This is a genomic window from Streptomyces sp. NPDC056486 (genome assembly GCF_042795295.1).
Classification (GTDB): Bacteria; Actinomycetota; Actinomycetes; order Streptomycetales; family Streptomycetaceae; genus Streptomyces.
In genome coordinates, this window is the sequence record NZ_JBHTSF010000042.1 from 40005 (window position 1) to 61071 (window position 21067).

General features: G+C 70.2%; 20 protein-coding genes and 2 pseudogenes. 14 read left to right on the top strand and 8 right to left on the bottom strand.

Translation table 11 applies throughout. The features are described from left to right. Nucleotides 1–78 precede the first annotated feature (78 nt). Together ACFQ7F_RS18810 and ACFQ7F_RS18815 are read left to right on the top strand one after the other, a co-directional pair. Nucleotides 79–1071, top strand: a complete 993-nt coding sequence (locus ACFQ7F_RS18810; protein WP_383271693.1) for a 3-hydroxyacyl-CoA dehydrogenase NAD-binding domain-containing protein — start codon at nt 79–81, stop codon at nt 1069–1071. Nucleotides 1072–1100: 29 nt separating this feature from the next. Beyond that, the gene (locus ACFQ7F_RS18815; RefSeq protein ID WP_383271728.1) at nt 1101–1589 is read left to right on the top strand and encodes a thioesterase family protein; all 489 of its coding nucleotides are present in this window, start codon (nt 1101–1103) and stop codon (nt 1587–1589) included. A gap of 20 nt (nt 1590–1609) precedes the next feature. Here ACFQ7F_RS18815 and ACFQ7F_RS18820 read toward each other — a convergent pair whose 3' ends face one another. Then, a complete protein-coding gene (locus tag ACFQ7F_RS18820; RefSeq protein WP_383271695.1) occupies nt 1610–2893 on the bottom strand; it encodes an MFS transporter in 1284 nt (427 codons plus the stop codon). On the opposite strand from ACFQ7F_RS18820, the gene ACFQ7F_RS18825 reads away from it, so the two are divergent. Further along, the gene (locus tag ACFQ7F_RS18825; RefSeq protein WP_383271697.1) at nt 2892–3149 is read left to right on the top strand and encodes a hypothetical protein; all 258 of its coding nucleotides are present in this window, start codon (nt 2892–2894) and stop codon (nt 3147–3149) included. The two genes, ACFQ7F_RS18820 and ACFQ7F_RS18825, sit on opposite strands and share 2 nt — an antisense overlap. Nucleotides 3150–3163: 14 nt before the next feature. On the opposite strand, the gene ACFQ7F_RS18830 is transcribed toward ACFQ7F_RS18825, so the two are convergent. Then, entirely contained in the window at nt 3164–3463 is a 300-nt protein-coding gene (locus ACFQ7F_RS18830) for a hypothetical protein (RefSeq protein ID WP_383271698.1), read from the bottom strand. 147 nt (nt 3464–3610) lie between these two features. On the opposite strand from ACFQ7F_RS18830, the gene ACFQ7F_RS18835 reads away from it, so the two are divergent. The 6 genes from ACFQ7F_RS18835 (at nt 3611) to ACFQ7F_RS18860 (ending at nt 9645) form a co-directional block, all read left to right on the top strand. Next, on the top strand, nt 3611–4897 hold the full coding sequence (locus ACFQ7F_RS18835; RefSeq protein ID WP_383271700.1) for a flavin-containing monooxygenase: 1287 nt from the start codon (nt 3611–3613) through the stop codon (nt 4895–4897). 10 nt (nt 4898–4907) lie between these two features. Then, nucleotides 4908–5399 carry a RidA family protein gene (locus ACFQ7F_RS18840; RefSeq protein ID WP_383271702.1) on the top strand — a complete coding sequence of 164 codons (492 nt, stop codon included), beginning with the start codon at nt 4908–4910 and terminating at the stop codon, nt 5397–5399. Next, nucleotides 5396–6070 carry a DUF1028 domain-containing protein gene (locus ACFQ7F_RS18845; protein WP_383271704.1) on the top strand — a complete coding sequence of 225 codons (675 nt, stop codon included), beginning with the start codon at nt 5396–5398 and terminating at the stop codon, nt 6068–6070. Before ACFQ7F_RS18840 ends, ACFQ7F_RS18845 begins: the two co-directional genes overlap by 4 nt. Continuing rightward, complete coding sequence (locus ACFQ7F_RS18850; RefSeq protein ID WP_383271706.1) at nt 6070–7230, top strand: M20 family metallopeptidase; 1161 nt, start codon at nt 6070–6072, stop codon at nt 7228–7230. Before ACFQ7F_RS18845 ends, ACFQ7F_RS18850 begins: the two co-directional genes overlap by 1 nt. Before the next feature lie 66 nt (nt 7231–7296). Then, nucleotides 7297–8661, top strand: coding sequence for an MFS transporter (locus ACFQ7F_RS18855; protein ID WP_383271708.1), 1365 nt, complete (start codon nt 7297–7299; stop codon nt 8659–8661). A 57-nt stretch (nt 8662–8718) separates the two neighbouring features. Beyond that, entirely contained in the window at nt 8719–9645 is a 927-nt protein-coding gene (locus ACFQ7F_RS18860) for a LysR substrate-binding domain-containing protein (RefSeq protein ID WP_383271710.1), read from the top strand. A gap of 89 nt (nt 9646–9734) precedes the next feature. Here ACFQ7F_RS18860 and ACFQ7F_RS18865 read toward each other — a convergent pair whose 3' ends face one another. The 3 genes and pseudogenes from ACFQ7F_RS18865 to ACFQ7F_RS18875 all read right to left on the bottom strand — a co-directional run bounded on the left by ACFQ7F_RS18865 (nt 9735) and on the right by ACFQ7F_RS18875 (nt 12356). Continuing rightward, nucleotides 9735–10613, bottom strand: coding sequence for a hypothetical protein (locus tag ACFQ7F_RS18865; protein WP_383271712.1), 879 nt, complete (start codon nt 10611–10613; stop codon nt 9735–9737). Nucleotides 10614–10695: 82 nt separating this feature from the next. Further along, nucleotides 10696–10839: pseudogene (locus tag ACFQ7F_RS18870) on the bottom strand (IS110 family transposase); the annotation flags it as partial. A gap of 280 nt (nt 10840–11119) precedes the next feature. Beyond that, nucleotides 11120–12356 (bottom strand): annotated as a pseudogene (locus tag ACFQ7F_RS18875) (RNA-guided endonuclease InsQ/TnpB family protein). Between the two features lie 35 nt (nt 12357–12391). On the opposite strand from ACFQ7F_RS18875, the gene ACFQ7F_RS18880 reads away from it, so the two are divergent. From ACFQ7F_RS18880 to ACFQ7F_RS18890, 3 genes are all read left to right on the top strand, one after another. Next, the gene (locus ACFQ7F_RS18880) at nt 12392–12532 is read left to right on the top strand and encodes an Arc family DNA-binding protein (RefSeq protein WP_383271730.1); all 141 of its coding nucleotides are present in this window, start codon (nt 12392–12394) and stop codon (nt 12530–12532) included. Nucleotides 12533–12689: 157 nt separating this feature from the next. Then, nucleotides 12690–14075 carry a 6-phospho-beta-glucosidase gene (locus tag ACFQ7F_RS18885; RefSeq protein WP_383271714.1) on the top strand — a complete coding sequence of 462 codons (1386 nt, stop codon included), beginning with the start codon at nt 12690–12692 and terminating at the stop codon, nt 14073–14075. A gap of 271 nt (nt 14076–14346) precedes the next feature. After that, complete coding sequence (locus ACFQ7F_RS18890) at nt 14347–14862, top strand: FBP domain-containing protein (RefSeq protein ID WP_383271716.1); 516 nt, start codon at nt 14347–14349, stop codon at nt 14860–14862. 3 nt (nt 14863–14865) lie between these two features. On the opposite strand, the gene ACFQ7F_RS18895 is transcribed toward ACFQ7F_RS18890, so the two are convergent. Beyond that, nucleotides 14866–15255 (bottom strand): (2Fe-2S) ferredoxin domain-containing protein, encoded by a 390-nt coding sequence (locus ACFQ7F_RS18895; RefSeq protein WP_383271718.1) that lies wholly within the window; start codon nt 15253–15255, stop codon nt 14866–14868. 82 nt (nt 15256–15337) lie between these two features. Between ACFQ7F_RS18895 and ACFQ7F_RS18900 the strand changes: the two genes are divergently transcribed. Continuing rightward, nucleotides 15338–15775 (top strand): VOC family protein, encoded by a 438-nt coding sequence (locus tag ACFQ7F_RS18900; protein ID WP_383271720.1) that lies wholly within the window; start codon nt 15338–15340, stop codon nt 15773–15775. A gap of 432 nt (nt 15776–16207) precedes the next feature. On the opposite strand, the gene ACFQ7F_RS18905 is transcribed toward ACFQ7F_RS18900, so the two are convergent. Both ACFQ7F_RS18905 and ACFQ7F_RS18910 read right to left on the bottom strand, forming a co-directional pair. After that, nucleotides 16208–16876, bottom strand: a complete 669-nt coding sequence (locus ACFQ7F_RS18905) for a GNAT family N-acetyltransferase (RefSeq protein ID WP_383271732.1) — start codon at nt 16874–16876, stop codon at nt 16208–16210. A gap of 161 nt (nt 16877–17037) precedes the next feature. Next, on the bottom strand, nt 17038–17970 hold the full coding sequence (locus ACFQ7F_RS18910; protein WP_383271722.1) for an NADP-dependent oxidoreductase: 933 nt from the start codon (nt 17968–17970) through the stop codon (nt 17038–17040). 327 nt (nt 17971–18297) lie between these two features. On the opposite strand from ACFQ7F_RS18910, the gene ACFQ7F_RS18915 reads away from it, so the two are divergent. Beyond that, the gene (locus ACFQ7F_RS18915; protein WP_383271724.1) at nt 18298–20925 is read left to right on the top strand and encodes a glycoside hydrolase family 3 protein; all 2628 of its coding nucleotides are present in this window, start codon (nt 18298–18300) and stop codon (nt 20923–20925) included. Nucleotides 20926–21067: the final 142 nt, after the last annotated feature.

Sequence of the window (21067 nt, forward strand, 5' to 3'; positions counted from 1 at the left end):
TGTGGCTGGTCGCGCAGTTCCCCGCGCCCCTTCGGGGCACGACCCCGCCGCACCCCCACGACGAGTAGGACCCCCTCCATGAACGACATCACCACACCCCCCGCTCCCTGCGCCCCCGAGGACGTACGCCGTATCGCCTGCGTCGGCGCCGGAGTGATCGGCGGCGGCTGGGTTGCCCACTACCTCGCCCGCGGCTACGACGTCACCGCCTGGGACCCGGCCCCCGACGCCGAGCAGAAGCTGCGCCGCCTGGTCGACGCGGCCTGGCCCGCGCTGACCCAGCTCGGCCTCGCCGAAGGCGCGTCGCCGGACCGCCTCACCGTCACCCCCACGCTCCAAGAGGCCGTCGCCGACGCCCAGTTCGTACAGGAGAGCGCCCCCGAGAAGCTGGAGCTCAAGCGCGATCTGCTTGCGCAGCTTGACGCGGCCGCGCCCGCCGGAGTCGTCATCGCCTCCTCCACCTCCGGCTACCCGATGACCGACATGCAGACCGAGGCGACCGACCCGGGCCGCCTCGTCGTCGGACACCCCTTCAACCCGCCCTACCTGATCCCGCTCGTCGAGGTGGTCGGCGGTGACAAGACGGTCCCGCACGCGGTCACCTGGACCTCGCGCTTCTACGAGGTCGCGGGCAAGTCCGTGATCACCATGGCGAGCGAGGTCCCCGGCTTCATAGCCAACCGCCTCCAGGAAGCCCTCTGGCGCGAGGCCCTGCACATGGTCGCCAACGGCGAGGCCACGGTGAAGGAGATCGACGACTCGATCACCGAAGGCCCCGGCCTGCGCTGGGCGTTCATGGGCCCCATGCTCACCTTCGCGCTCGCGGGCGGCGAGGGCGGCATGGCCCACATGCTCGACCACTTCGGCCCGTCCCTGAAGTCGCCGTGGACGCGCCTCGAAGCACCCGAGCTCGACAAGGAGCTGTACGACGCCGTGGTCGCCGGATGCGACGACGCGGCCGACGGACGGACCATCGCCGACCTGGTGGCCGAGCGCGATCAGGGAGTCATCGACGTACTGCGGGCGACGGGACGCCTGCCGCAGCAGCGCACGACGGAGGACACCAAGTGAGCGAGTCCCTGCCTCTCAAGCCCCTGCCCATCGAGCCCCTGCCGCTCCTGCACCGGACCGTCCGTCCCGAGTGGATCGACTACAACGGCCACATGAGCGAGGCGTTCTACGTCCTCGTCTTCGGCTACGCCACCGACGCCATGATGATCGAGACCGGCCTGCACGCGGGATACCGCGAGTCCACCGGCTGCTCGCTCTACACGGTCGAGGCGCACATCCGCTACCTCGACGACGTCGCGGAGGGCTCCCACCTCGCCGTCCGCACCCGCATCCTGGGCGCGGACGCCAAGAAGGCCCGCTTCACCCATGAGCTGTACGTGGTCGAGGAGCCCGACGCGGAGATCGCGCCGGAAGCCGCCCCCGTGGCGACCACCGAACTCCTCGCCATCCACGTCGACCAGAACGCGGGCCGCTCGGCCCCCCTCCCGGACACGATCCGCGAACACCTGACGGCCCTCGCGGAAACGGCCCCGGAGTGGGCGGGCCGCTCGATCGCCGCGGTGCCGAAGGGGAGTTAGCGGGTCGGAGAGCCAGCGGTTCAGCGCTCCAGCTCCTTGTGGGCGGTTTCCGGGAGCCTGAGATACACCGCTGAAGACGCGAGGCAGAGCACGGCCACGTACCAAGGGAAGAGGCCCGGGTTGCCGATCTCCTTGAACAGGGTGCCCATGTACGGGGCCGTGCCGCCGAACAGTGCGACGGTGAGGGAGTACGGGAAGCCGATTCCCGCGGCCCGTACGTGTGCGGGGAACATCTCCGCGTTCACCGCGGCCGAGATCGACGTGAAGCCGGTGAGCAGCACCATGCCCGCGCACTGCACCATCAGGAGCGAGCCGAACGAGCCGTTCAGGGACCGCAGCAGGGGCACGCTCAGGACGGCGAAGCCCAGGCCGAAGAAGAGCAGGAGCGGCCTGCGGCCGAAGCGGTCGGAGAGAAGGCCGCCGACCGGCTGGAGCAGCGCGAAGAACGCGAGCGAGAGGGTGCCGGACAGCAGGGCCTGGCTCTTGCTGATGTCGGTGTTGAGCTCGGCGTACGTCGGAAGGTATGACGTCCACGTGTAGTAGGCGATCGTGCCGCCGGCCGTGATGCCGCAGATCAGCAGGGACTGGCGCGGATACTTGCGCAGGGCGTCGAACAGGCCGGGGCGTTCGGACGGGTCCTGGGGTGCCTGATGGGTCTCGTACGCGCCCTGCCTGATCCAGAAGCCGACCAGGCTGAGCGCCGCGCCGATGAAGAACGGCAGCCGCCAGCCCCAGCCGTCCATCTGCCCGTCCGAGAGCGTGCCGACGAGCAGGGCCGCGACGCCGGACGCGGCGAGCTGACCCACGCTCGTCGACACGTACTGGAAGCTGGAGAAGAGGCCGCGCCGTCCTGGCCCCGCGGACTCGACGAGGAAAGTCGTCGACGCCGCGAACTCACCGCCCACGGAGAGCCCCTGGAGCAGCCGCGCAAGGACGAGCACGACCGGCGCGAGCACCCCCACGGACGCGTACGTCGGCGTCAGACCGACCAGCAGGCTGCTGCCGCCCATCAGCAGGATGGTGACCGTGAGCGCGGCACGCCGCCCGCGCCGGTCGGCGACCGTGCCCATGAGCAGCCCGCCGACCGGACGCATGAAGAAGCCGACGGCGAAGACGGCGAACGTGGAGAGCAGCGGTACGAGGGAGTTGTCCGCGCTCTTGGGGAAGACCTGGTCGGCGATGTACGTCGCGAGGAACGTGTACGCGTACCAGTCGTACCACTCAACGGCGTTGCCGACCGAGGCGGCGAGGAGCTGGCGGACCCGTTGAGCAGGGCGGGTGGCGGTCGTGGTGGTCTCTGTCATGATCCTGTCCCGTGCCCAGGAACGCCCCTGTTCACGCCCGCTTTTACGCATCCTCGTCCAGTGCAAGCGGTACAAGAAGGGCAAGAACGACTCGTCTGATGCGGTCATTCACGCCAATGGGGCTCGCTGGGACCTGCACCGCTGCCACCGTGCCGTCATCGTCGAGCTGGGCGTCGTACCAGCGCGCGAGGTCACGGTGAGGTCTACGCGGATCGGGCGTGTGGGGGTCCGGGGCGAGTTCGGCGACATGGGGTGACGGTTTCCCGGTGGCTACCTGCGGGGGCAACCGGCGTGCCCGGTCCCGCGGGCGCTGACGGGGCTCCGGGCGAGCAGGGCCCGCAAGGGCCGGAGGGTCCGCAGCCGCCGCTCGGCGCGGCCGGTGCATGGTCGGCTGCGCTCCGCTCGACCGGTCACTGAGGCCAGGACCTGGCAGCCGTCTTCAAGCTCGGTCAGTTCACCGAAGTGGACCGTGTCCCACTGGACCAGGCGATCGTGCAGGGCGCGGAAGGGGTCCGTGATTTTCAGGGCCCTCTTCGTCGCGGCGAGTGTGAACCCCTGTCGGCGGCGCATCCCCTTGTCTCGTCACACATCTGACAATCAGATTGCCTACAACGGAAACATCTGTTGGACAGAATTCATGCTGCGTTCAAGGATGGCTCGCACGGCAGCACAGTCAACGCGACACCGGGATGAACTGCCGTCTGAGTGGAGGATGAAGTGCCGAGCGAAGAAACCGAAGTAGTCGTCGTCGGAGCCGGCCAGGCGGGCGTGGCGGCCAGTGAGCACCTGGGGGCTCACGGAGTGCCGCACGTCGTGCTCGAGCGGCACCGCATAGCCGAGCGGTGGCGCTCGGAGCGGTGGGACTCCCTGGTCGCGAACGGGCCCGCGTGGCACGACCGTTTCCCCGGCCTCGAGTTCACCGACGTCGACCCCGACGGCTTCGCTTCGAAGGACCAGGTAGCGGAGTACTTCGCCGCGTACGCCGAGAAGATCGGTGCCCCGGTCCGCTGCGGCGTCGAAGTGACCGACGTGCACCGGCATACAGGCGGGCCGGGTTTCCGGGTGGAGACGTCGCAGGGCTCGATCGACGCACGCTTCGTCGTGGTGGCGACCGGGGCGTTCCAGCGGCCCGTGTTCCCGCCCATCGTCCCGGACGGCGCCGTCCCCGTGCAGATCCACTCCAGCGGTTACCGCAACCCTGAGCAGCTGCCCGAGGGCTCGGTCCTGGTGGTCGGGGCCGGTTCCTCGGGGGTGCAGATAGCGGACGAGCTGCGCCGCTCCGGCCGCCGGGTCTTCCTCTCCGTCGGTCCGCACGACCGTCCTCCGCGCGAGTACCGCGGGCGTGATTTCTGCTGGTGGCTCGGCGTGCTCGGGCTCTGGGACGCGGAGACGCCTCCTCAGGGAGCCGAGCACGTCACCATCGCGGTCAGCGGCGCGCGCGGCGGCCACACCGTGGACTTCCGTGCCCTGGCCGCCGACGGCATCGAACTGCTCGGGATGACCGCGTCCTGTGACGACGGCGTCCTGCGCTTCGCGCCCGACCTCGCCACGAACATCGCGCTCGGCGACGAGAAGTACCTCGGACTGCTCCGGGCGGCCGACGAGTACGTCGAGCGCAACGGTCTCGACCTCCCCGAGGAGCCTCAGGCCCACGTCCTCGGGCCGGATCCGGAGTGCGTGAGCGACCCCCGGCAGGAGCTTGACCTGGCCGAGGCCGGCGTCACCTCGATCGTCTGGGCGACGGGCTTCGCCACCGACTACGGCTGGCTCGACGTCGACGCCTTCGACGAGAAGGGCCGCCCGGAGCAGCGACGCGGAATCTCCTCCGAGCCCGGCGTCTACTTCCTCGGCCTGCCCTGGCTGTCCCGCCGCGGATCCAGCTTCATCTGGGGTGTCTGGCACGACGCCCGGTACGTCGCCGACCACATCGCGACCCGGCGGGGCTACCTCGCGTACGGCACCACCGACCGGCCCGGCGTCGCCGCGGCCACCCCCACCACCTGAGGAGCAGACGATGACTTCCACGAACCAGGGCCCTCAGGCAGCCAAGGCCCCGATCGTCGCCGGCGGGCACACCCGGATCCGTCCGTTCAACACCCGCGACACCTACCCCGAGCAGAACCTCGACAACGACCTCTGTCAGGCCGTCGTCGCCGGCAACACGGTGTACGTCCGGGGCCAGATCGGCCAGGACCTCGACACCAGTGAGTCCGTGGGCATCGGCGACGTCGAGGCGCAGGCCGAACAGGCCATGGCGAACATCAAGATGCTGCTCGAAGAGGCGGGCGGCCGGATGGAACACCTGGTCAAACTGACCATCTATCTGGTCGACCCGCGCTACCGCGAGGCGGTCTACCGCACGGTGGGCCGCTGGACCAAGGGCGTCCACCCGATCTCCACCGGCATTGTGGTGTCCGCTCTTGCCCGGCCGGAGTGGCTGTGCGAGATCGACGCGATCGCCGTGCTTCCCGAGACCGCCGTACTTCCCGAGGGGGAGCAGGCATGACGTTCTCTCTGGTGGTCCGGGACGGTGAGCGGTTCGGTATCGCGGCCAGCTCGTCGAGTCCGGCCGTCGCCGCCCGGGTCGTCCATCTGCGGCCCGGCATCGGCGCGGCGACGTCACAGAACATCACCGACCCCATGCTCGGCACCAGCCTCCTCGACGGCCTCGCGGACCACGGCGACGCCGAACGCGCCCTGGCCGACGTCACCGGCGCCGCGGGGAACAAGGAGACCATCGACTACCGGCAGTTGACCGTCCTCGGCCGGTCAGGGCCAGGGGTCGCCTTCAGCGGTCCGCACACCCTGGGCACCTTCGCCTCGGCCACCGCGGACGGCGCGGTCGCGGCCGGCAACATGCTGTCCGGCAAGCACGTCCCCGGCGTACTCCTCGACGCGTACGCCGCCGCCACCGGGGAGTTGGAGGAACGGCTGCTCGCCGCGATGCAGGCCGCCGTCGCGGCCGGTGGCGAGGAGGGTCCTGTGTACTCCGCCGGGATGGCGGTCGTCGCGGACGTCGGCTGGCGGGTCACCGACCTGCGGGTGGACTGGGCCGATGACCCCCTGGACCGGCTCGGTGACCTGCTCGACGTCTGGCTGCCGCAACGGGACAACTATGTGCGTCGCGGACTCGATCCCGCCACCTCTCCCTCGTACGGCGTGCCGGGAGACCTGTGATGGGGACGAAGCCTGTGATGGGGACGGTGAAGGACGCGGCACGGCACGCGGTCGACCGGCACGCCGAGGAACTGATCGGCCTCTCCGAGCGGCTGCACGCCGATCCGGAGACCGCCTGGCAGGAACACCGGGCTGCCGCCGCCGTACCGGAACTCCTTGACCGCGCGGGGTTCGACGTCACCTCGTCCTATCTCGGCCTGGACACCGCCTTCTACGCCCGGTTCGGCAGCGGGCCGGTCCGGATCGCGCTGTGCGCCGAGTACGACGCGCTGCCCGGCCTCGGTCACGCGTGCGGCCACAACCTCATCGCGGCGAGTTCGGTCGGCGCGGCCCTCGGCCTCGCGGCCGTCGCCGACGAAGCCGGGCTCACCGTGGAGGTCTACGGCACCCCGGCCGAGGAGGGCGGCGGCGGCAAGATCGAGATGCTCGACCGGGGCGCCTTCACCGGCGTGGATCTCGCGATGATGGTGCACCCGGCGCCGGTCGACGTCGCCGAGGCCCGCCCGTTCGCGGTCAGCCACTCCAAGGTCTCCTACACCGGGAAGTCCGCGCATGCCGCCGCCTACCCGGAGGCCGGGATCAACGCGGCCGACGCCTTCACCGTGGCCCAGGTCGCCATCGGGCTGCTGCGCCAGCAACTGCCGTCGTCGGCGCGCGTGCACGGCGTGGTGACGCACGCCGGGGACGCCCCGAACGCCATCCCGGACCGGTCGAGCGGACGCTGGTACGTCAGGGCCGAGACGCTCGCCGAACTGGCCGAGCTCGAACCGCGCGTCATGCGGGCCTTCGAGGCGGGCGCCCTCGCCACCGGCTGCGACCTGGTGATCGAACCGGAGAGCAAGCCCTACGCGGAGTTCCGCACGGACGAGACCGCCCTCGGGCACTACCGGGCCAACGCCCTCGCTCTGGGCCGCGAGTTCGCGCCACCCGGCCAGGCGGCGCGCATGAACCGCGCCTCCACCGACATGGGCAACGTCTCGCAGGTCGTATCGGCGATCCACCCGTACATCGGCATCGGCTCCCTGCCCGCCACCAACCACCAGCACGAGTTCGCCGCCTACTGCGTGGGCGGGACCGCCGAGCGGGCCCTGCTCGACGGCGCGGTCGCGCTGGCCTGGACCGGCGTGGACCGGAGCGCGGCCCCACCTCCCCGACCCTGACGACACGAAGTCGGCGGCACCCGCACAGCTCCAGCTTCGGAATCCCTTTTCCCCAAGGAGGCGCGTATGCCCACGCGTGAAAGCAGTGCCACGACCACCGAGGCCGAGCCGCCCACCGAGCCGGCCACCGACGTGGTCGCACTGCGCAGGAGCGTCGCCGCAGGAGCCGTAGGCGTGTTTGTGCACTGGTTCGACTGGGCTGCCTACGCCTATCTCGCCGGCACGGTCGCGACCGTGTTCTTCCCCGCCGGGGACAGCACGACCGGACTGCTCGCCGTGTTCGGCGTCTTCGCCGTCTCGTTCGGCATCCGGCCCATCGGCGCCCTGGTCTTCGGACCGCTCGGCGACCGGATCGGCCGCAAGCGCACCCTGTCACTGGTCATCTTCATGATGTCGGGCGCGACCCTGACCATAGGTCTGCTTCCCGGCTACGACTCGATAGGCATCGCAGCCCCGGTACTCCTGGTGGTACTTCGCCTGATCCAGGGTTTCGCCGCGGGCGGCGAGTTCGGCAGCGCGGCCAGCTTCCTCGCCGAGAGCGCACCACGGCGCCGACGCGGATTCGGCGTGAGCTGGCTGGAGGTCGGCTCCCTGCTCGGCTTCCTCGCCGGGTCGTTCGTCTTCCTCATCCTGTCCTCCGCTCTCGACGAGAGCCAACTCACCTCCTGGGGCTGGCGCGTCCCCTTCCTGATCGCCGCGCCCCTCGGCGTCATCGGCTTCATCATCCGCAGCAAGATCGAGGACACCCCGGAGTACCGGGCGCTCGAAGCGAACGACACCGTTCCGACCAGTCCCGCCCGGGAGCTGCTCCGCTCCCACAAGAGGGAACTGCTCCAGGCGGCGGGCCTGATGGCGGCCATGCACGTGCCCTTCTACGCCGTGCTGACCTACCTCGTCACCTACGAGACCGACCACCTGGGCCACTCGGACGGCAACGCGGCCCTGCTGTCCACCGCCATCTCACTGATGGGTCTCGCGCTCGTGCCGCTGTTCGGCGCGCTCTCCGACCGGGTGGGACGCAAGCCGGTGTTCATCGGGGCGACGGCGGCCCTGTTCATCCTGTCCACCCCGGCCTTCCTCCTGATGCGGACCGGGCTCGTGGGCACCTGGATCGCCGGCCTGCTGCTCGGCGTGATCCTGGCGGCGATCCTCGGCACCTACGCGGTGTGGTCGGCGGAGATCTTCCCCACCCGCACACGCCAGAGCGGTCTTTCGGTCGCGTACAACATCACCGCGGCGCTGTTCGCCGGGACCGTGCCCTACCTGATGACCGTGCTCATCTCCGCGACGGGCAGCACGTTGGTGCCGGGCCCGTACTTGATGGTGTTCGCGGTGGGCGGCCTGGTCGCCGCCCTGACCCTGAAGGAGACCGTCGGCACCACGCTGCTGCGCCCCGAGGACATCTCCGACACGCCTGCCGAGCGGGTGTAGGCGTCGCCGCCGCATAGGGTCGGTGCGGACACGGTTCACCGGGCGCAAGGGTCTCGCATGACATCACCGCTGGGTTTCACCCTCGTTCAGCTGCGCTACTTCCTCGTGGCCGCCGAGCGTGGCTCCATGACAGAGGCGTCGGCCGAGCTGCACATCGCCCAGTCGGCCGTGTCCGCCGCCGTCCACAACCTGGAGCAGGACCTGCAGGTGCAGCTCTTCATCCGGCGGCGGGGCCGGGGCCTGACCCTGACACCCGCCGGGGAGCGGCTCCAGCAGCAGGCGCGGGACCTGTTGGCGCGTGCCCGCGAGGTCGAGCAAGAGGCCCGGGGCGACGGGGAGAACCTCTCCGGGCCGGTCGCCGTCGGCTGCTTCGTGACCTTGGCCCCGTACTATCTGCCGCCCTTGTTCACCGAGTTCACCCGTCGCCATCCCGGCATAGAGATCGACGTGGTGGAGGCGGAGACGGACGAGCTCGTCCAGGCCCTTGCGGCGGGACACATCGACTTCGCCCTCACCTACGGCCTCGGTCTGTCGTCCGAGCCGGAGCTGCACAGCGAGACGATCGCCCGCGCTCCGGCCTACGTCATCGTCTCGGCCGACCACCCGCTGGCCGGGCAGGGCAGTGTGGAGCTGGCCGAGCTGTCCGCCGAACCCCTGGTCCTCCTCGACCTCCCGCACAGCCGCGACTACTTCCACGCCCTGGTGGCCGCCACCGGCACCGCACCCGACGTCCGGTACCGCACCCGCAGCTACGAGACCGTGCGCTCGCTGGTGGCACGAGGACTCGGGTATTCCGTGCTCAACCAGCGGCCTGCGACCAGTCAGACCTACGGCGGCGGCGAGATCGCGGAACTACTGCTGCGGGACGGCGGACCGCCACTGGAAGTCAAGATCGTCTCCATGGGCGGTGTGGCGCAGAGCGCCCGCGCCCGAGCGGTGATGACCCTGCTGCGGGAGATCGCCGCCCGGCCCGGAGAGGCCTGAGCCGGGCGCGGGGGCGTGCCGGTGTTGCTGTGTCATGACCGCGACCATCCCCCCCCCGCGCCCGGTGTGTGCAGGTCATCCCCTGGTGGTCAGCCTGTCGTCGGCCGGTACGAGTAGACCGATGTCGTCACCAGGCAAGGCACCGGCGGTACGACCTCCACGCGCAACGTGCGCCGCGCCGAGTCGTAGTCGACGCCCTCCGTCTCGAACGTGCCCGAGCAGATGCTCCGTTGCGGGGCGGCGAACAAGCTCGTGACCTTGCCAGTGACCTGCTTCCCGTCGAGCGCGTGCTCCAGGTCCACCTGGAGGACGGGGCGGTCCTCGGGCCACAGCTCCTTCGACGCGTCGTTGGACGCGCACACGAGGCGGGTCGCGGAGGCGAAGTCGCAGCCCTGGATGTCACGCACCGGCTTGTCGAGCGAGATCTGACCGGCCTGGGGGAGCGCGCCGCCGGTGGGCGGGGTCGAGGAGTTGAGGAGCGGGGCGGGGAAGACCTGGAGACGGTTCTGGTCGCCCCACTCGCCCGACACCAGCCACTGCTTGTCGGGGGAGACCGCCGCGAAGGAGTTGTTGAGCTTCTCGCCCGCGTCGAGCTTGTGCTCGTACAGGTAGCGCTTCTCGTCGGGTGTCGTGACGGCGAACATCTTCGACTTCGCGTCGTCGCCGCCCTGATAGGCGTCGACGGTGTGGCCGTCGGCTATGTCCGGGTCGCCGATGTGGGTCCATCCCTTGATCCGCAGATCGAGCGGGACCGAGGCGAGACCGCGGTAGAGGAGACTGCCGTCGGCGCGGCTCGCCAGGCCCTGACTGCCGGTGAGGGAGTCGACGACCGAGACGCCGGACTCCTGCCAGCCGCCGGGGGATCTCGGGGCGGTGTCGGCCTGGGCGCCGACTCCGGTCGCCAGCGTCAGCGCGAGTGCGCCGAGCAGGGCGCCGGATGCCTTCGCGGATGTCTTGAGGGGTGTCATCGGTGCGCTACCTCCGTGGGGGAACCTATGGGTTGCGTCAACCCTGTCGTGCCGGGTTCGAGGTGGTTCGTCGGTCCGGGGTTCATGCGGCGAGGGCAGCGGTCCTGGGCTCGCGAGGTTCGTAGAAGGTGCCGTCGCGGAGCATGGCGAACAGGACGTTGATGCGTTGGCGGGCGGGGTGGAGGAGAGCTTGAGTGTGGGGCAGGCCCGCCGCCCGCGAGCTGTCCTGCATTGCGCGCCGGACCGGGCAGTGGCCGGACCTCTCCTCCGCCTCTCCGACGGCATCTCCCGGATCCGGTGACACCGTCCCCCCCAAGTCATCAGTTCTACAGCGGCACACAGTCGTGCCGGGCCCGGAGGCCAGCGGCCTTCTTGCAGGACGGCGAAGAATATAACGGGGGCGATCGCTGCCGGTCTGCAGGGGCAATCGTACGTAACTTGAATCCTCCCCTCCCCTGAAGGGAGGGAATTCTTCACCCTCCAGGGCTGATGTGGGGATTTCTGGCTCAGGCAGCCACTTGGGGCAGCGCCCCAAGTGGTCTTATGCCCTCAGCACCAACCGGGTTGAGACCAGCCCGGACCAGCATCACGCGGGCGGAGTTCTTATCCCTGGGGGATGTGGCCCCGCATGCGGTGCAGGTATAGGTTCGCATCGAGAGAGGTAGTGCGTGCTTGGTTCTCGCTCCGCACTGCGCGCAGTCCATGGTGGTGTGCGCGGGGTGTACCAAGTGAACAGCACGTCCGTGCTTGCGACCCATTTCGATCAGGGCCGTCTTCGTCGCGCCGATCGCCGCGTCGGCGGCCTTCTTGGCCAGGGTGGACCTCGAGAGGAACTTCGGCTTGAAGTCCTCGACGGCCAAGGCGTCATGGTCACGGACCACGGACCACGGACTTGGCCCACTTGCGGCCAGTGTCCTGGCGTTGCCGGGCGATCTTCTTGTGAAGTCTCGCCGTCAGCTTCTTTGCCCGGCGATATCCCTTGGATTCGGCCTGCCCGCGCTTCGGCTTGCGGCGCTTCATCATCCGCTGGTAGCGGGCGAGATGCGCTGCCGACTTCCTGCCGTGTTGGGCGTGGGTTAGGTCGTGCGCGTCGGATGTGGTGGTTGCGGTCTCCTTCACGCCCCAGTCGATGCCGATCACCACGCCCGTTTCGGGGAGCGGCTGGATCTCGGCGGGCACAACGAACGAGCAATACCAATGTCCGACGCTGTCCTGATAGACGCGCACGCTGGACGGGTCGGTGGGCAGGTCACGCGACCACACCACCGTCAGAACGATCCCGCCCGCCAGGTGTAACTTGCCGTCCTTCAACCGGAAGCTGCGCTTGGTGTAGTTCAGGCTCGGCCGGGTCTCGCGCTTCTTCTTCCACTTGGGCATCCCGGCCCGCTGCCGCATCGGCAATCGTTCCTTGATGTCCTTGTGCGCCTTCGCGCGGGACTTCCCAAAGTCCCGGATCACCTGCTGTTGCGAAACCGAACTGCCCTCACGGAGCCAGGTGTTCGTGGCGCGAGCCTCGGTGAGCATCCTGTCGAGCTGTGCCGGACCGCACGTACGCTGATCGACGCCCTGAGGCCGGGTTTTGTTCCAAAGATGTGTTTGCTTGGACTTCGCGCAGCACTCGTTCCAGACCCACCGGCACCGGTCCCACTCCGCGTGCAGATCAGCAAGGGCGGTGGACGACACGCGGATGCGGAAGGTCCACCGGGCGTGCCCGGCCTCTCCCGTTTTCTTTAGTGTCGCCATGGCGCCATAATAGCACCATGGATAACGAGGTACGCATGACTCTGCGACTCCCCGAAGATCTCCGTAACCGTCTGGCATCCCATGCCAAGTCCGAGCGGCGGTCCCTCAACTCTGAGCTGGTCTACATGTTGGAGGTCGGCCTCCGCGCTGCCGGGGTAGACGAGGAATCGCCCTGACGGCGATGCCTCTTTCCCTGCCCCGCTCCACGGGAAGCCGGATTCCTCCCGGCCCTAAAGGACGGGGCGCCAATTACCAGGTGACCTCTGTCGATGGGTGAGTTCTGACAGGTTGCTAGGTGTTGCGACAACTGATCCGACAGAAGGTGGTTGAGACGTGAAGCTGGTCATTCTCGGTGGCGGCGGATTCCGCGTTCCGCTCGTGTACGGCGCGCTGCTCGGCGACCATGCCGAAGGCCGGGTCACCGAGGTCGTGCTGCACGACCTGGACGCGGGCCGGCTCGGCGCGATCGCCCGCGTCCTCGCCGACCAGGCGGCCGGGGTGCCTGACGCGCCCGCCGTCACGGCCACCACCGATCTCGACGAGGCCCTGCGCGGCGCGGACTTCGTCTTCTCCGCGATCCGGGTGGGGGGCCTGGAGGGGCGTGCGGCCGACGAGCGGGTCGCCCTCGCGGAGGGGGTGCTGGGGCAGGAGACCGTCGGCGCGGGCGGTATCGCGTACGGCCTGCGGACCGTGCCCGTCGCCGTCGACATCGCGCGCCGGGTGCGGCAGCACGCCCCGGACGCCTGGGTCATCAACTTCACCAACCCCGCGGGCCTGGTCACCGAAGCGATGTCCCGGCACATCGGCGACCGCGTTATCGGCATCTGCGACTCGCCGGTGGGTCTGGGCCGCCGCGTGGCACGCATGCTGGGCGGCAACCCCGACGAGGCGTTCATCGACTACGTGGGACTCAACCACCTGGGCTGGCTGCGGGGCCTGCGGATCGCGGGACGCGATGAGCTGCCGCGGCTGCTCGGCGACAGGGAGATGCTTGGCTCGTTCGAGGAGGGGCGGCTCTTCGGCGCGGAGTGGCTCCAGTCGCTGGGAGCCGTCCCGAACGAGTACTTGCACTACTACTACTTCAACCGCGAGGCGGTCCGCGCCTATCAGGAGGCCGAGCAGACGCGGGGGGCGTTCCTGCGCGACCAGCAGGCGCGTTTCTACGAGGAGTTGGGGCGGGGGGAGACGCCGTCAGCTGCGGCCTCGACTTCGGCTTCGATTTCGGCCTCGGCCCCGGCGCTGAAGGCTTGGGATGCGACGCGGGCCGAGCGTGAGGCCACGTACATGGCCGAGAACCGGGAGGCCGCGGGTGTCGGGGAGCGGGCGGCCGAGGACCTGGAGTCCGGAGGGTACGAGAAGGTGGCCCTCGCCCTGATGCGGGCGATCGCGCGGGACGAGCGGACGACGCTGATTCTCAACGTCCGCAACCGTACGACCCTTTCGGCCCTCGACGCGGACGCGGTGATCGAGGTGCCGTGCTCCGTCGATGCCAACGGTGCGCATCCCATGGCCGTCGATCCACTTCCCTTGCATGCGACGGGGCTTGTGTGCGCGGTGAAGGCGGTGGAGCGGGAGGTGCTCTCTGCGGCGGAGAGCGGCTCTCGTTCCACTGCGGTGAAGGCGTTCGCGCTGCATCCGCTGGTGGATTCCGTGGCGGTGGCGCGGCGGTTGGTGGAGGGGTATCGGGGGGTGCATCCGGGGTTGGGGTACCTGAGGTGATGCGGGCCGGGCCTGCCCGGGGGCGGGCGGGTGCGGTTCTGCTCCGTCTGTGGGGGCGGGGCCGCGCCGGTATGTCCGTCCTCGCCATCCGCTACTGGTCGCTGCCCGCTTCGGTCGGGGGAGCGCTGAGTACCGTGCTCCGGGCAGACATACCGACACGTCCCCTCGCGTCTCGGTGCCGACCGCGGGTGGGTGGGGGCTTGCCCCCTGTCTGCTCTCCCGCCGGAAAAGGGGAGGACGGCTGAGCGCTCGTGTTGGTAAATTCCGGATCATGGAACCTATCGGCGAGAAAGAGATTCGCGCGGCCTTCGTCAACTGCTCCAAGGGCGAAGCCCGCAGGCTCACTCTCCCTGCGGGCTTCCCGGAGACCCCCTGGTCAGACCTGGACTTCCTCGGCTGGCGTGACCCCAAGGCCCCGGACCGCGGCTACATCGTGACGGAGCGGGACGGCGAGTACGTGGGCATCGCGCTGCGCGCCTCGACGGGCGCGCGCAAGAGCCTGCTCAAGTCCAGCATCTGTTCGGTCTGCGTGACCCCGCAGTCCGGCTCCGGCATCACGCTGCTCGTGGCGCCCCTCGCAGGCCCCGCGGGCCGCCAGGGCAACTCGGTCGGCATCTACATCTGTGCTGACCTCGCCTGCTCCCTCTACGTACGAGGCAAGAAGACCACGGCGCTTGCCCGCCGCTTCGAGGAGAGCCTCACGCTGGAGGAACAGAACGCACGCACCGTGGCGAACCTGCACGGCTTCCTCGACAAGGTCCTGGAAGGCTCGAAGACGGCGGCCTGAGGCTCAGGCCTTCCGGGGGTCGACCACCTGCAGCGTGAGCGCTGCCGACGGTGGCGCGATGCCCGGCCCGCCCGCCTCTGCCCACGCGAGTATGTCGTCGATGGACTCGTCGTCCATGGCGAAACCGACCCAGACTCCTCGGCCACCCCGCCTGCGCCCTTCTCGCGAGGGCTGTACGACGATGATGTTCGCCTGCCCGCAGGGCCCGAGGCACTCACTGGTACGCACCGCGAACCGCCCTGCCGACTCCGCGGCGGCGGCCCGCATCCGCGCCAACTGCCAGTCGTGGTCGGTGGCGGGGTGCTTGCGCGCGTCGCCGCAGCAGCAGCCCCCGCACACGACCAGTGTGCAGGGGCGGGCGGCGGCGGATCCGATGGAGATGACGGGACTCATCCGTTGATCATCGCAGCCCTGTTGTCAGTCCCTCATGGCACGCTCGGTCCATCGCATTCTGTGGGGAAGAGGGAGAGCATCCATGTCGGCCAAGTGGACTGTGACCATCGACTGCGCGAACCCGGGCGAGCTGGCCAAGTTCTGGTCGCTTGCCCTGGGTTACGCGGAGAAGCCACCGCCGGCCGGCTTCGCCAGTTGGAAGGCCTGGTTCGCTCACCATGAGGTTCCGCAGGAGGAGTGGGACGACGGTGCCTATCTGTCGGACCCGGACGGTTCGGGCCCCAGCCTCTCCTTCCTGAAAGTCCCGGAGTCGAAGACGGCCAAGAACCGGCTCCACCTGGATGTCCAGGTGGGCGGTGGCCGTGAGACTCCCTGGGAGATCCGCTGGCCCCGGGTCGTCGCGGCGGTCGAGAGGCTGACCGCAGCGGGGGCGAGGGTGCTGTGCGAGCACGAGATGCGGGGTAGGCCGGACCACGTGGAGATGGCTGACCCCGAGGGCAACGAGTTCTGCCTTCTGTGACCCGGGGCCCGCCTCGGCCCCCTCCGCAGCGGGCCCGCCTCGCCTGCCGGCGCCCGTTCCCCTAGGCGGCTGCCCCCCACGAACAAGCTCTCCCGCCCACCTGCCCGATTGCCCCGCGTGGCGGGCGGGGGGATTGATTGGCACGGGCGGGGGTGGAGCGACGCACCCCAGCCATGGGGACCGGCCCCGACGCACCCGCAGTCGGCATCGAGACGCGAGGGGACGTGTCGGTATGTCTGCCCGGAGCACGGTACTCAGCACTCCCCCAACCGAAGCGGGCAGCGCCCACCGGCGGATAGCGAGGACGGACATACCGGCGCGGCCCCGCCCCCACAGACGAACAGGCACCGCACCGGCACCCGCGCCTCAGCGCACCGGCACCCGCGCCTCAGCGCACCGGCACCCGCGCCTCAGCGCACCGGCACCCGCGCCTCAGCGCACCGGCACCCGCGCCGACAGAAACCTCGTCCTACGACGGAGCCGGAACCCCAGCGACTCGTACAACCGGATGGCATCGGTGTTCCGCGCCGACGTATGCAGGAACGGCGTCTCCCCCCGGCCGCGTATCCCGTCGGCCACCGCCAGGACAAGACGCGACGCAAGCCCCTCGCCCCGGTGGGCCGGGTCCGTGCAGACCGCGCTGATCTCCGTCCACCCCGGCGGATGCAACCGTTCCCCGGCCATCGCCACGAGCGCGCCCCCGCGACGTATGCCGAGGTACGTGCCGAGCTCGACGGTGCGCGGCAGGAAGGGACCGGGCTGCGTGCGCGCGACCAGGTCCAGCATCTCCGGCACATCATCCGCCCCGAGCCGCACAGCCTCCGGATCGGGCGCGGCGGCCACCCCGTCATCCACCAACTGCACGCCCTCCATGTCGAACGCCACCTCCCACCCCTCCGGCAGAGCCACCCGCACACCCGGCAGCGGCACCTCCACACCGGGCCCCGCGAGCGCGGCGAGATCCGCCCAGTCGCCCGCCTCCGGGGCATCGGGCAGACCGAGCCACGGCGACACGTCCGGCTGATACCGGACCACGCGCCCCCGCCGCTCGGCGAACCGCGCATGGGGCCCGTTCAAGGCGGCATAGGCGGGGTTGTCCAGGGGATGCCGGTCCTCCCGGGACTCCCCGTCCCCCCGGAACTCCCCACCCTCCCGGGACTCCCCACCCTCCCGAAACTCCCCGTCCTCCCGGGGACGCCGGTCCTCCTCCAGGGGCTCCCCGGGCTCCACCCCGCTCTGGGCCTCAAGGCCAGCGACCGCCCTCACGCGCCCACCTCAATCACAACCTTGCCCCGAGCATGCCCGCCCTCCACCGAACGGAGCGCCTCACCGGCCCGCTCCAGCGGATACGTCGCCGTCACCTCAGGCCGCAGCACCCCGTCGACAGCAAGCTCCGCCACCGCGGCAAGGACCTCACTGGTCCGCGCCCGCGCGACCGCCGCCCCGCCGAGCTCGGCAACCGTCTCCTTGGCCGCGGCCGTGATCAGCTTCCCCTCGCGGTCGGAGAGCGGCAGCAAGGACGCCACCGCCACCAGATCCTCGCCGCCGACCAGGTCGAAGATCGCGTCGACAACGCCGCCCGGCGCAGCCGCCCGTACCCGATCAGCCAGGTCGGGCCCCGGCGGCACATGCACCGCACCCAGGGACTCGACGAAGTCCTTCTTGCCCGCGCTCGCCGTGCCCACGACACGAATTCCGAGGTGCCGCGCCAACTGCGCCACGGCCACGCCCACACCGCCGCCGACCCCGGTGATCAGCAGCGTCGCCCCGGCAGGCAGATCCAGCTGACGTACACCGTCGTACGCCGTCGCCACCGCGACCGGCAGCGCGGCGGCCTCCGTGAAGGTCAGGCCCTGCGGCTTGTGCGCGGTGATGGAGGCCGGCAGGAGGGTGTGCTCGGCGTAGCCGCCGGTTTCCGGGTTGCCGAACACCGCGTCGCCGACCGCGAAGCCTTCGACGCCCGCGCCGACCGCCTCGACCACTCCGGCGACCTCACTGCCGAGCACCTCGGGGAACTCGGCGGGCGGCGCCCCGGGCCTCCGCTTGCCTGCCCGCAGCTTCCAGTCGACCGGGTTGACCCCAGCCGCCCGCACCGCGACCAGGAGCCGGCCCGGCCCTGGCTCCGGCAGGACCCGGTCGGTGAAGGCTTCCACTTCGGGGCCGCCGAACCGGGTGAATACGTACGCCTTGGACATGTGCTCCCTCGCTTCGAACCGTGAACCATGCATCGACATGGATCGACGTGGGTGTCCCCTTGGACGACGGCCATGATCGCCCTTCTATTCCCCGCGCGACGCGGCGTTCACGAGGTCGCAATGACCGGCGCGGGAGAGGGCGTGCCAGCCGTCGGGGAAAAAACTGAACACCCCACAAAGTTTTGCTGACACGAGCCTTGACCTTAAGTGTTCAACCAATCAAGACTCAGGCCCCGTAAACCGCACTGGCGCGGATGACGCATTCAGCTCTTGGCGTCGCCGACCCAGGCCGGCACGCCCAGAGCCGCGTTCGGAGGCCGTTTCGCCATGCCTGCCACCACACGTCGTGAACTCATGAAGCAACTGGGCGGCACCGCAGCCGCCTTCGCCTTCGTGGCCGCCGCCGGCCCGATCGCCGCCGCCACACCCGCCGCGGCTGCCGCCGAGGGGGTCGGCGCCGGATCCACCGTCCCCCCGGGCGCGGCCGCCGCCACGCGCCGCGTTCGGGGTCTCGTCGCCCGCCTCACCCTCGACGAGAAGATCAGCCTCGTCCACGGCGCCACCGACCCGCGGAGGCTGGGACAGGCGGGATACCTGCCGGGTATCAAGCGCCTGGGCATACCGGAGCTGCGCCTGAGCGACGGCCCCGCAGGCGTGAACGTCACCAAGTCCGCGACCGGTCTCCCGCCGGTCGCGACGCTCGGCGCGTCCTTCAACCTCGAACTGGCCCGCGAGTACGGCGAGGTCATGGGCCGCGAGGGCCGCACCCTGGACATGGACGTCCTGCTCGCCCCGCAGATCGAGCTCTCCCGCACGCCCTTCTTCAGCCGCAACAAGGACCAGTCGGGCGAGGACCCCTACCTCAACGGCCTGATCGGCGCCGCCCAGGTCGAGGGTGTCCAGGCGCAGGGCATGCTCGCCCAGGCCAAGCACTTCCTCGCCAACAACCAGCGCCTGCACGAGTTCGACCGCGAGAAGCCGGAGAACTCCTACGACTTCGTCGTCGACGACCGCACCCTGCACGAGCTGTACCTGCCCGCCTTCGAGGCCGTCGTCCGCGCCGGTGTCGCCTCCGTCATGTCGGCGTACAACCACCTCAACGGCGAGTGGAATTCCGAGCAGAGCACCACCCTCACCGACATCCTCCGCGGCGAACTCGGCTTCAAGGGCTTCGTCACCTCCGACTGGGGCGCCACCCACTCCACGGCCGCACTCGAAGCGGGCCAGGACATGCAGATGTGGGACGGCTCGTTCTACGGCGAGCCCCTGAAGAAGGCCGTCAAGGACGGCTCCGTCCCCGAGAGAGCCCTGGACACCGCGGTCTCCCGCATCCTCGGCCGGTACGAGGCCTTCGGCATGCTCGACGGCAGCCGCGTCCCCGCCCACAAGGAGATCGATGTCAAGGCCGGTGCCCGCGTCGCCCGCGAAGTCGCCGTGCAGGGCGCGGTGTTGCTCGCCAACGACGGCGGTCTGCCGCTGTCGCACGCCGCGCTGCGCGATCTCGCACTCATCGGCCCGACCGCGGGCCAGGTCGCCACATCGGTCTCGGGCGAGCGCGCGTACGGCTTCGAGGAGCGCCTGGTCAGCCCGCTCGACGCACTGCGCCGCAGCACCAAGTGGAAGATCGCGTACGAGGTCGGCGTGGACCTCACGGGCACGGCAGTCCCCGCATCCGCCTTCCCCAAGGGCCTGACGCGCAAGGGCGACGGCACGAGTACGACGGTCGGCATCGGCATCGGCACCGACAAGACGGTCGACTTCGTCGGTGACAAGGCGCTCCCCGTCGGTACGACGGCCGAGTGGACCGGCACCTTCGTGCCGCCGAGCACAGGGGAGTACGCGCTCAAGATCCAGGGCTGGGGCGCGGCGGTCTCGCTGAGCCTCGACGGCAAGGAGCTGACGACCGCGGCGGGCGCCCGCGACAGCTTCGCCCGCAAGTGGTCCTCGATCGTCCCCACCACCGACGGCCTCGACAACGGACAGGCCGAACCCGTCGAGCTCACCGGCGGCAGGTCCTACCAGGTCGTCGTCAAGGCCACAGGATGGGCCACGACCATCGCCGAACGCGGCCCGGTCCAGGTGCGGTTCGCCTGGGTGACACCGCAACAGCGCACCGCATCCGTCGCCGCTGCGGCGAGGCTCGCCCGGCGCGTCCACACCCCGGTCGTCTTCGCCTTCAACGGCTCGGGCGGCTCGGTGGGCGGCAGCGGCGACTTCACCACCCTCACTCTCCCCGCCCACCAGGACGAGCTGATCACGGCGGTCGCCGATGCCAACCCGCGTACGGTCGTCGTCCTCACCACCGGCTGCCCTGCGACGATGCCGTGGCGCCGCAAGGTCGGCACGATCCTTCACACGGGTTACGTCGGCCAGGAGGGCGGCTGGTCCACCGCCGACCTCCTCACCGGCCGCGCGAACCCGGGCGGCAAGGCCACGGTGACCTGGCCGAAGAGGGACACGGACCACCCCACCCTGGACCCGGCCCACCCCGAGCGCTACTACGGCGTCGACGGAGTGGTCACGTACAGCGAGGGCATCTTCACCGGCTACCGCGGCTTCGACAAGGCGGGCATCGAGCCGCTCTTCCCCTTCGGACACGGCCTGTCCTACACGGAGTTCGGCTACCGCGACCTGACCGTGCGCCGGGCGGGCGCGGGCTACGAGATGTCGTTCACGGTGACCAACCGTGGGCGGCGCGCGGGCGCGGAGGTCCCACAGGTGTACGTGGGTGCGCCGCGCCATGCCGATGTCGAGATGGCTGTGCGGACCCTGGCCGCCTTCGACCGCGTCGAACTGCGCGCGGGGGAGTCGCGGCGGGTCACGGTGCGGGTCGCCGAACGGCAGCTGTCGTACTGGGACACGGACCGGGCCCGCTGGGTGCGCCCCGAAGGGCGACGCGCCGTGTACGTCGGGTCGTCGTCGCGCGACATCCGGCTGAGGGGGGTGGCGGGCTAGGGCCCTTCTGATGGATCTCCGCGGCGTCGCGACGCCCGGCACGTGCCCTCGCCGCACGGCGCAAAGGGACAGGTGACTCCGCCACATGACCCTTCACGCCGCACGCCGAGGGCACGCACCGAACGCCGCTCCTTCTCCCACG

Excerpts from the sequence above, each read along its gene's own strand:
- ACFQ7F_RS18810 (WP_383271693.1), top strand. The coding sequence starts at position 79 with ATGAACGACATCACCACACCCCCCGCTCCCTGCGCCCCCGAGGACGTA.
- ACFQ7F_RS18825 (WP_383271697.1), top strand. The coding sequence starts at position 2,892 with ATGATCCTGTCCCGTGCCCAGGAACGCCCCTGTTCACGCCCGCTTTTA.
- ACFQ7F_RS18820 (WP_383271695.1), bottom strand. The coding sequence starts at position 2,893 with ATGACAGAGACCACCACGACCGCCACCCGCCCTGCTCAACGGGTCCGC.
- ACFQ7F_RS18830 (WP_383271698.1), bottom strand. The coding sequence starts at position 3,463 with ATGCGCCGCCGACAGGGGTTCACACTCGCCGCGACGAAGAGGGCCCTG.
- ACFQ7F_RS18840 (WP_383271702.1), top strand. The coding sequence starts at position 4,908 with ATGACTTCCACGAACCAGGGCCCTCAGGCAGCCAAGGCCCCGATCGTC.
- ACFQ7F_RS18845 (WP_383271704.1), top strand. The coding sequence starts at position 5,396 with ATGACGTTCTCTCTGGTGGTCCGGGACGGTGAGCGGTTCGGTATCGCG.
- ACFQ7F_RS18850 (WP_383271706.1), top strand. The coding sequence starts at position 6,070 with ATGGGGACGAAGCCTGTGATGGGGACGGTGAAGGACGCGGCACGGCAC.
- ACFQ7F_RS18855 (WP_383271708.1), top strand. The coding sequence starts at position 7,297 with ATGCCCACGCGTGAAAGCAGTGCCACGACCACCGAGGCCGAGCCGCCC.
- ACFQ7F_RS18860 (WP_383271710.1), top strand. The coding sequence starts at position 8,719 with ATGACATCACCGCTGGGTTTCACCCTCGTTCAGCTGCGCTACTTCCTC.
- ACFQ7F_RS18865 (WP_383271712.1), bottom strand. The coding sequence starts at position 10,613 with ATGACACCCCTCAAGACATCCGCGAAGGCATCCGGCGCCCTGCTCGGC.
- ACFQ7F_RS18880 (WP_383271730.1), top strand. The coding sequence starts at position 12,392 with ATGACTCTGCGACTCCCCGAAGATCTCCGTAACCGTCTGGCATCCCAT.
- ACFQ7F_RS18890 (WP_383271716.1), top strand. The coding sequence starts at position 14,347 with ATGGAACCTATCGGCGAGAAAGAGATTCGCGCGGCCTTCGTCAACTGC.
- ACFQ7F_RS18895 (WP_383271718.1), bottom strand. The coding sequence starts at position 15,255 with ATGAGTCCCGTCATCTCCATCGGATCCGCCGCCGCCCGCCCCTGCACA.
- ACFQ7F_RS18900 (WP_383271720.1), top strand. The coding sequence starts at position 15,338 with ATGTCGGCCAAGTGGACTGTGACCATCGACTGCGCGAACCCGGGCGAG.
- ACFQ7F_RS18910 (WP_383271722.1), bottom strand. The coding sequence starts at position 17,970 with ATGTCCAAGGCGTACGTATTCACCCGGTTCGGCGGCCCCGAAGTGGAA.
- ACFQ7F_RS18915 (WP_383271724.1), top strand. The coding sequence starts at position 18,298 with ATGCCTGCCACCACACGTCGTGAACTCATGAAGCAACTGGGCGGCACC.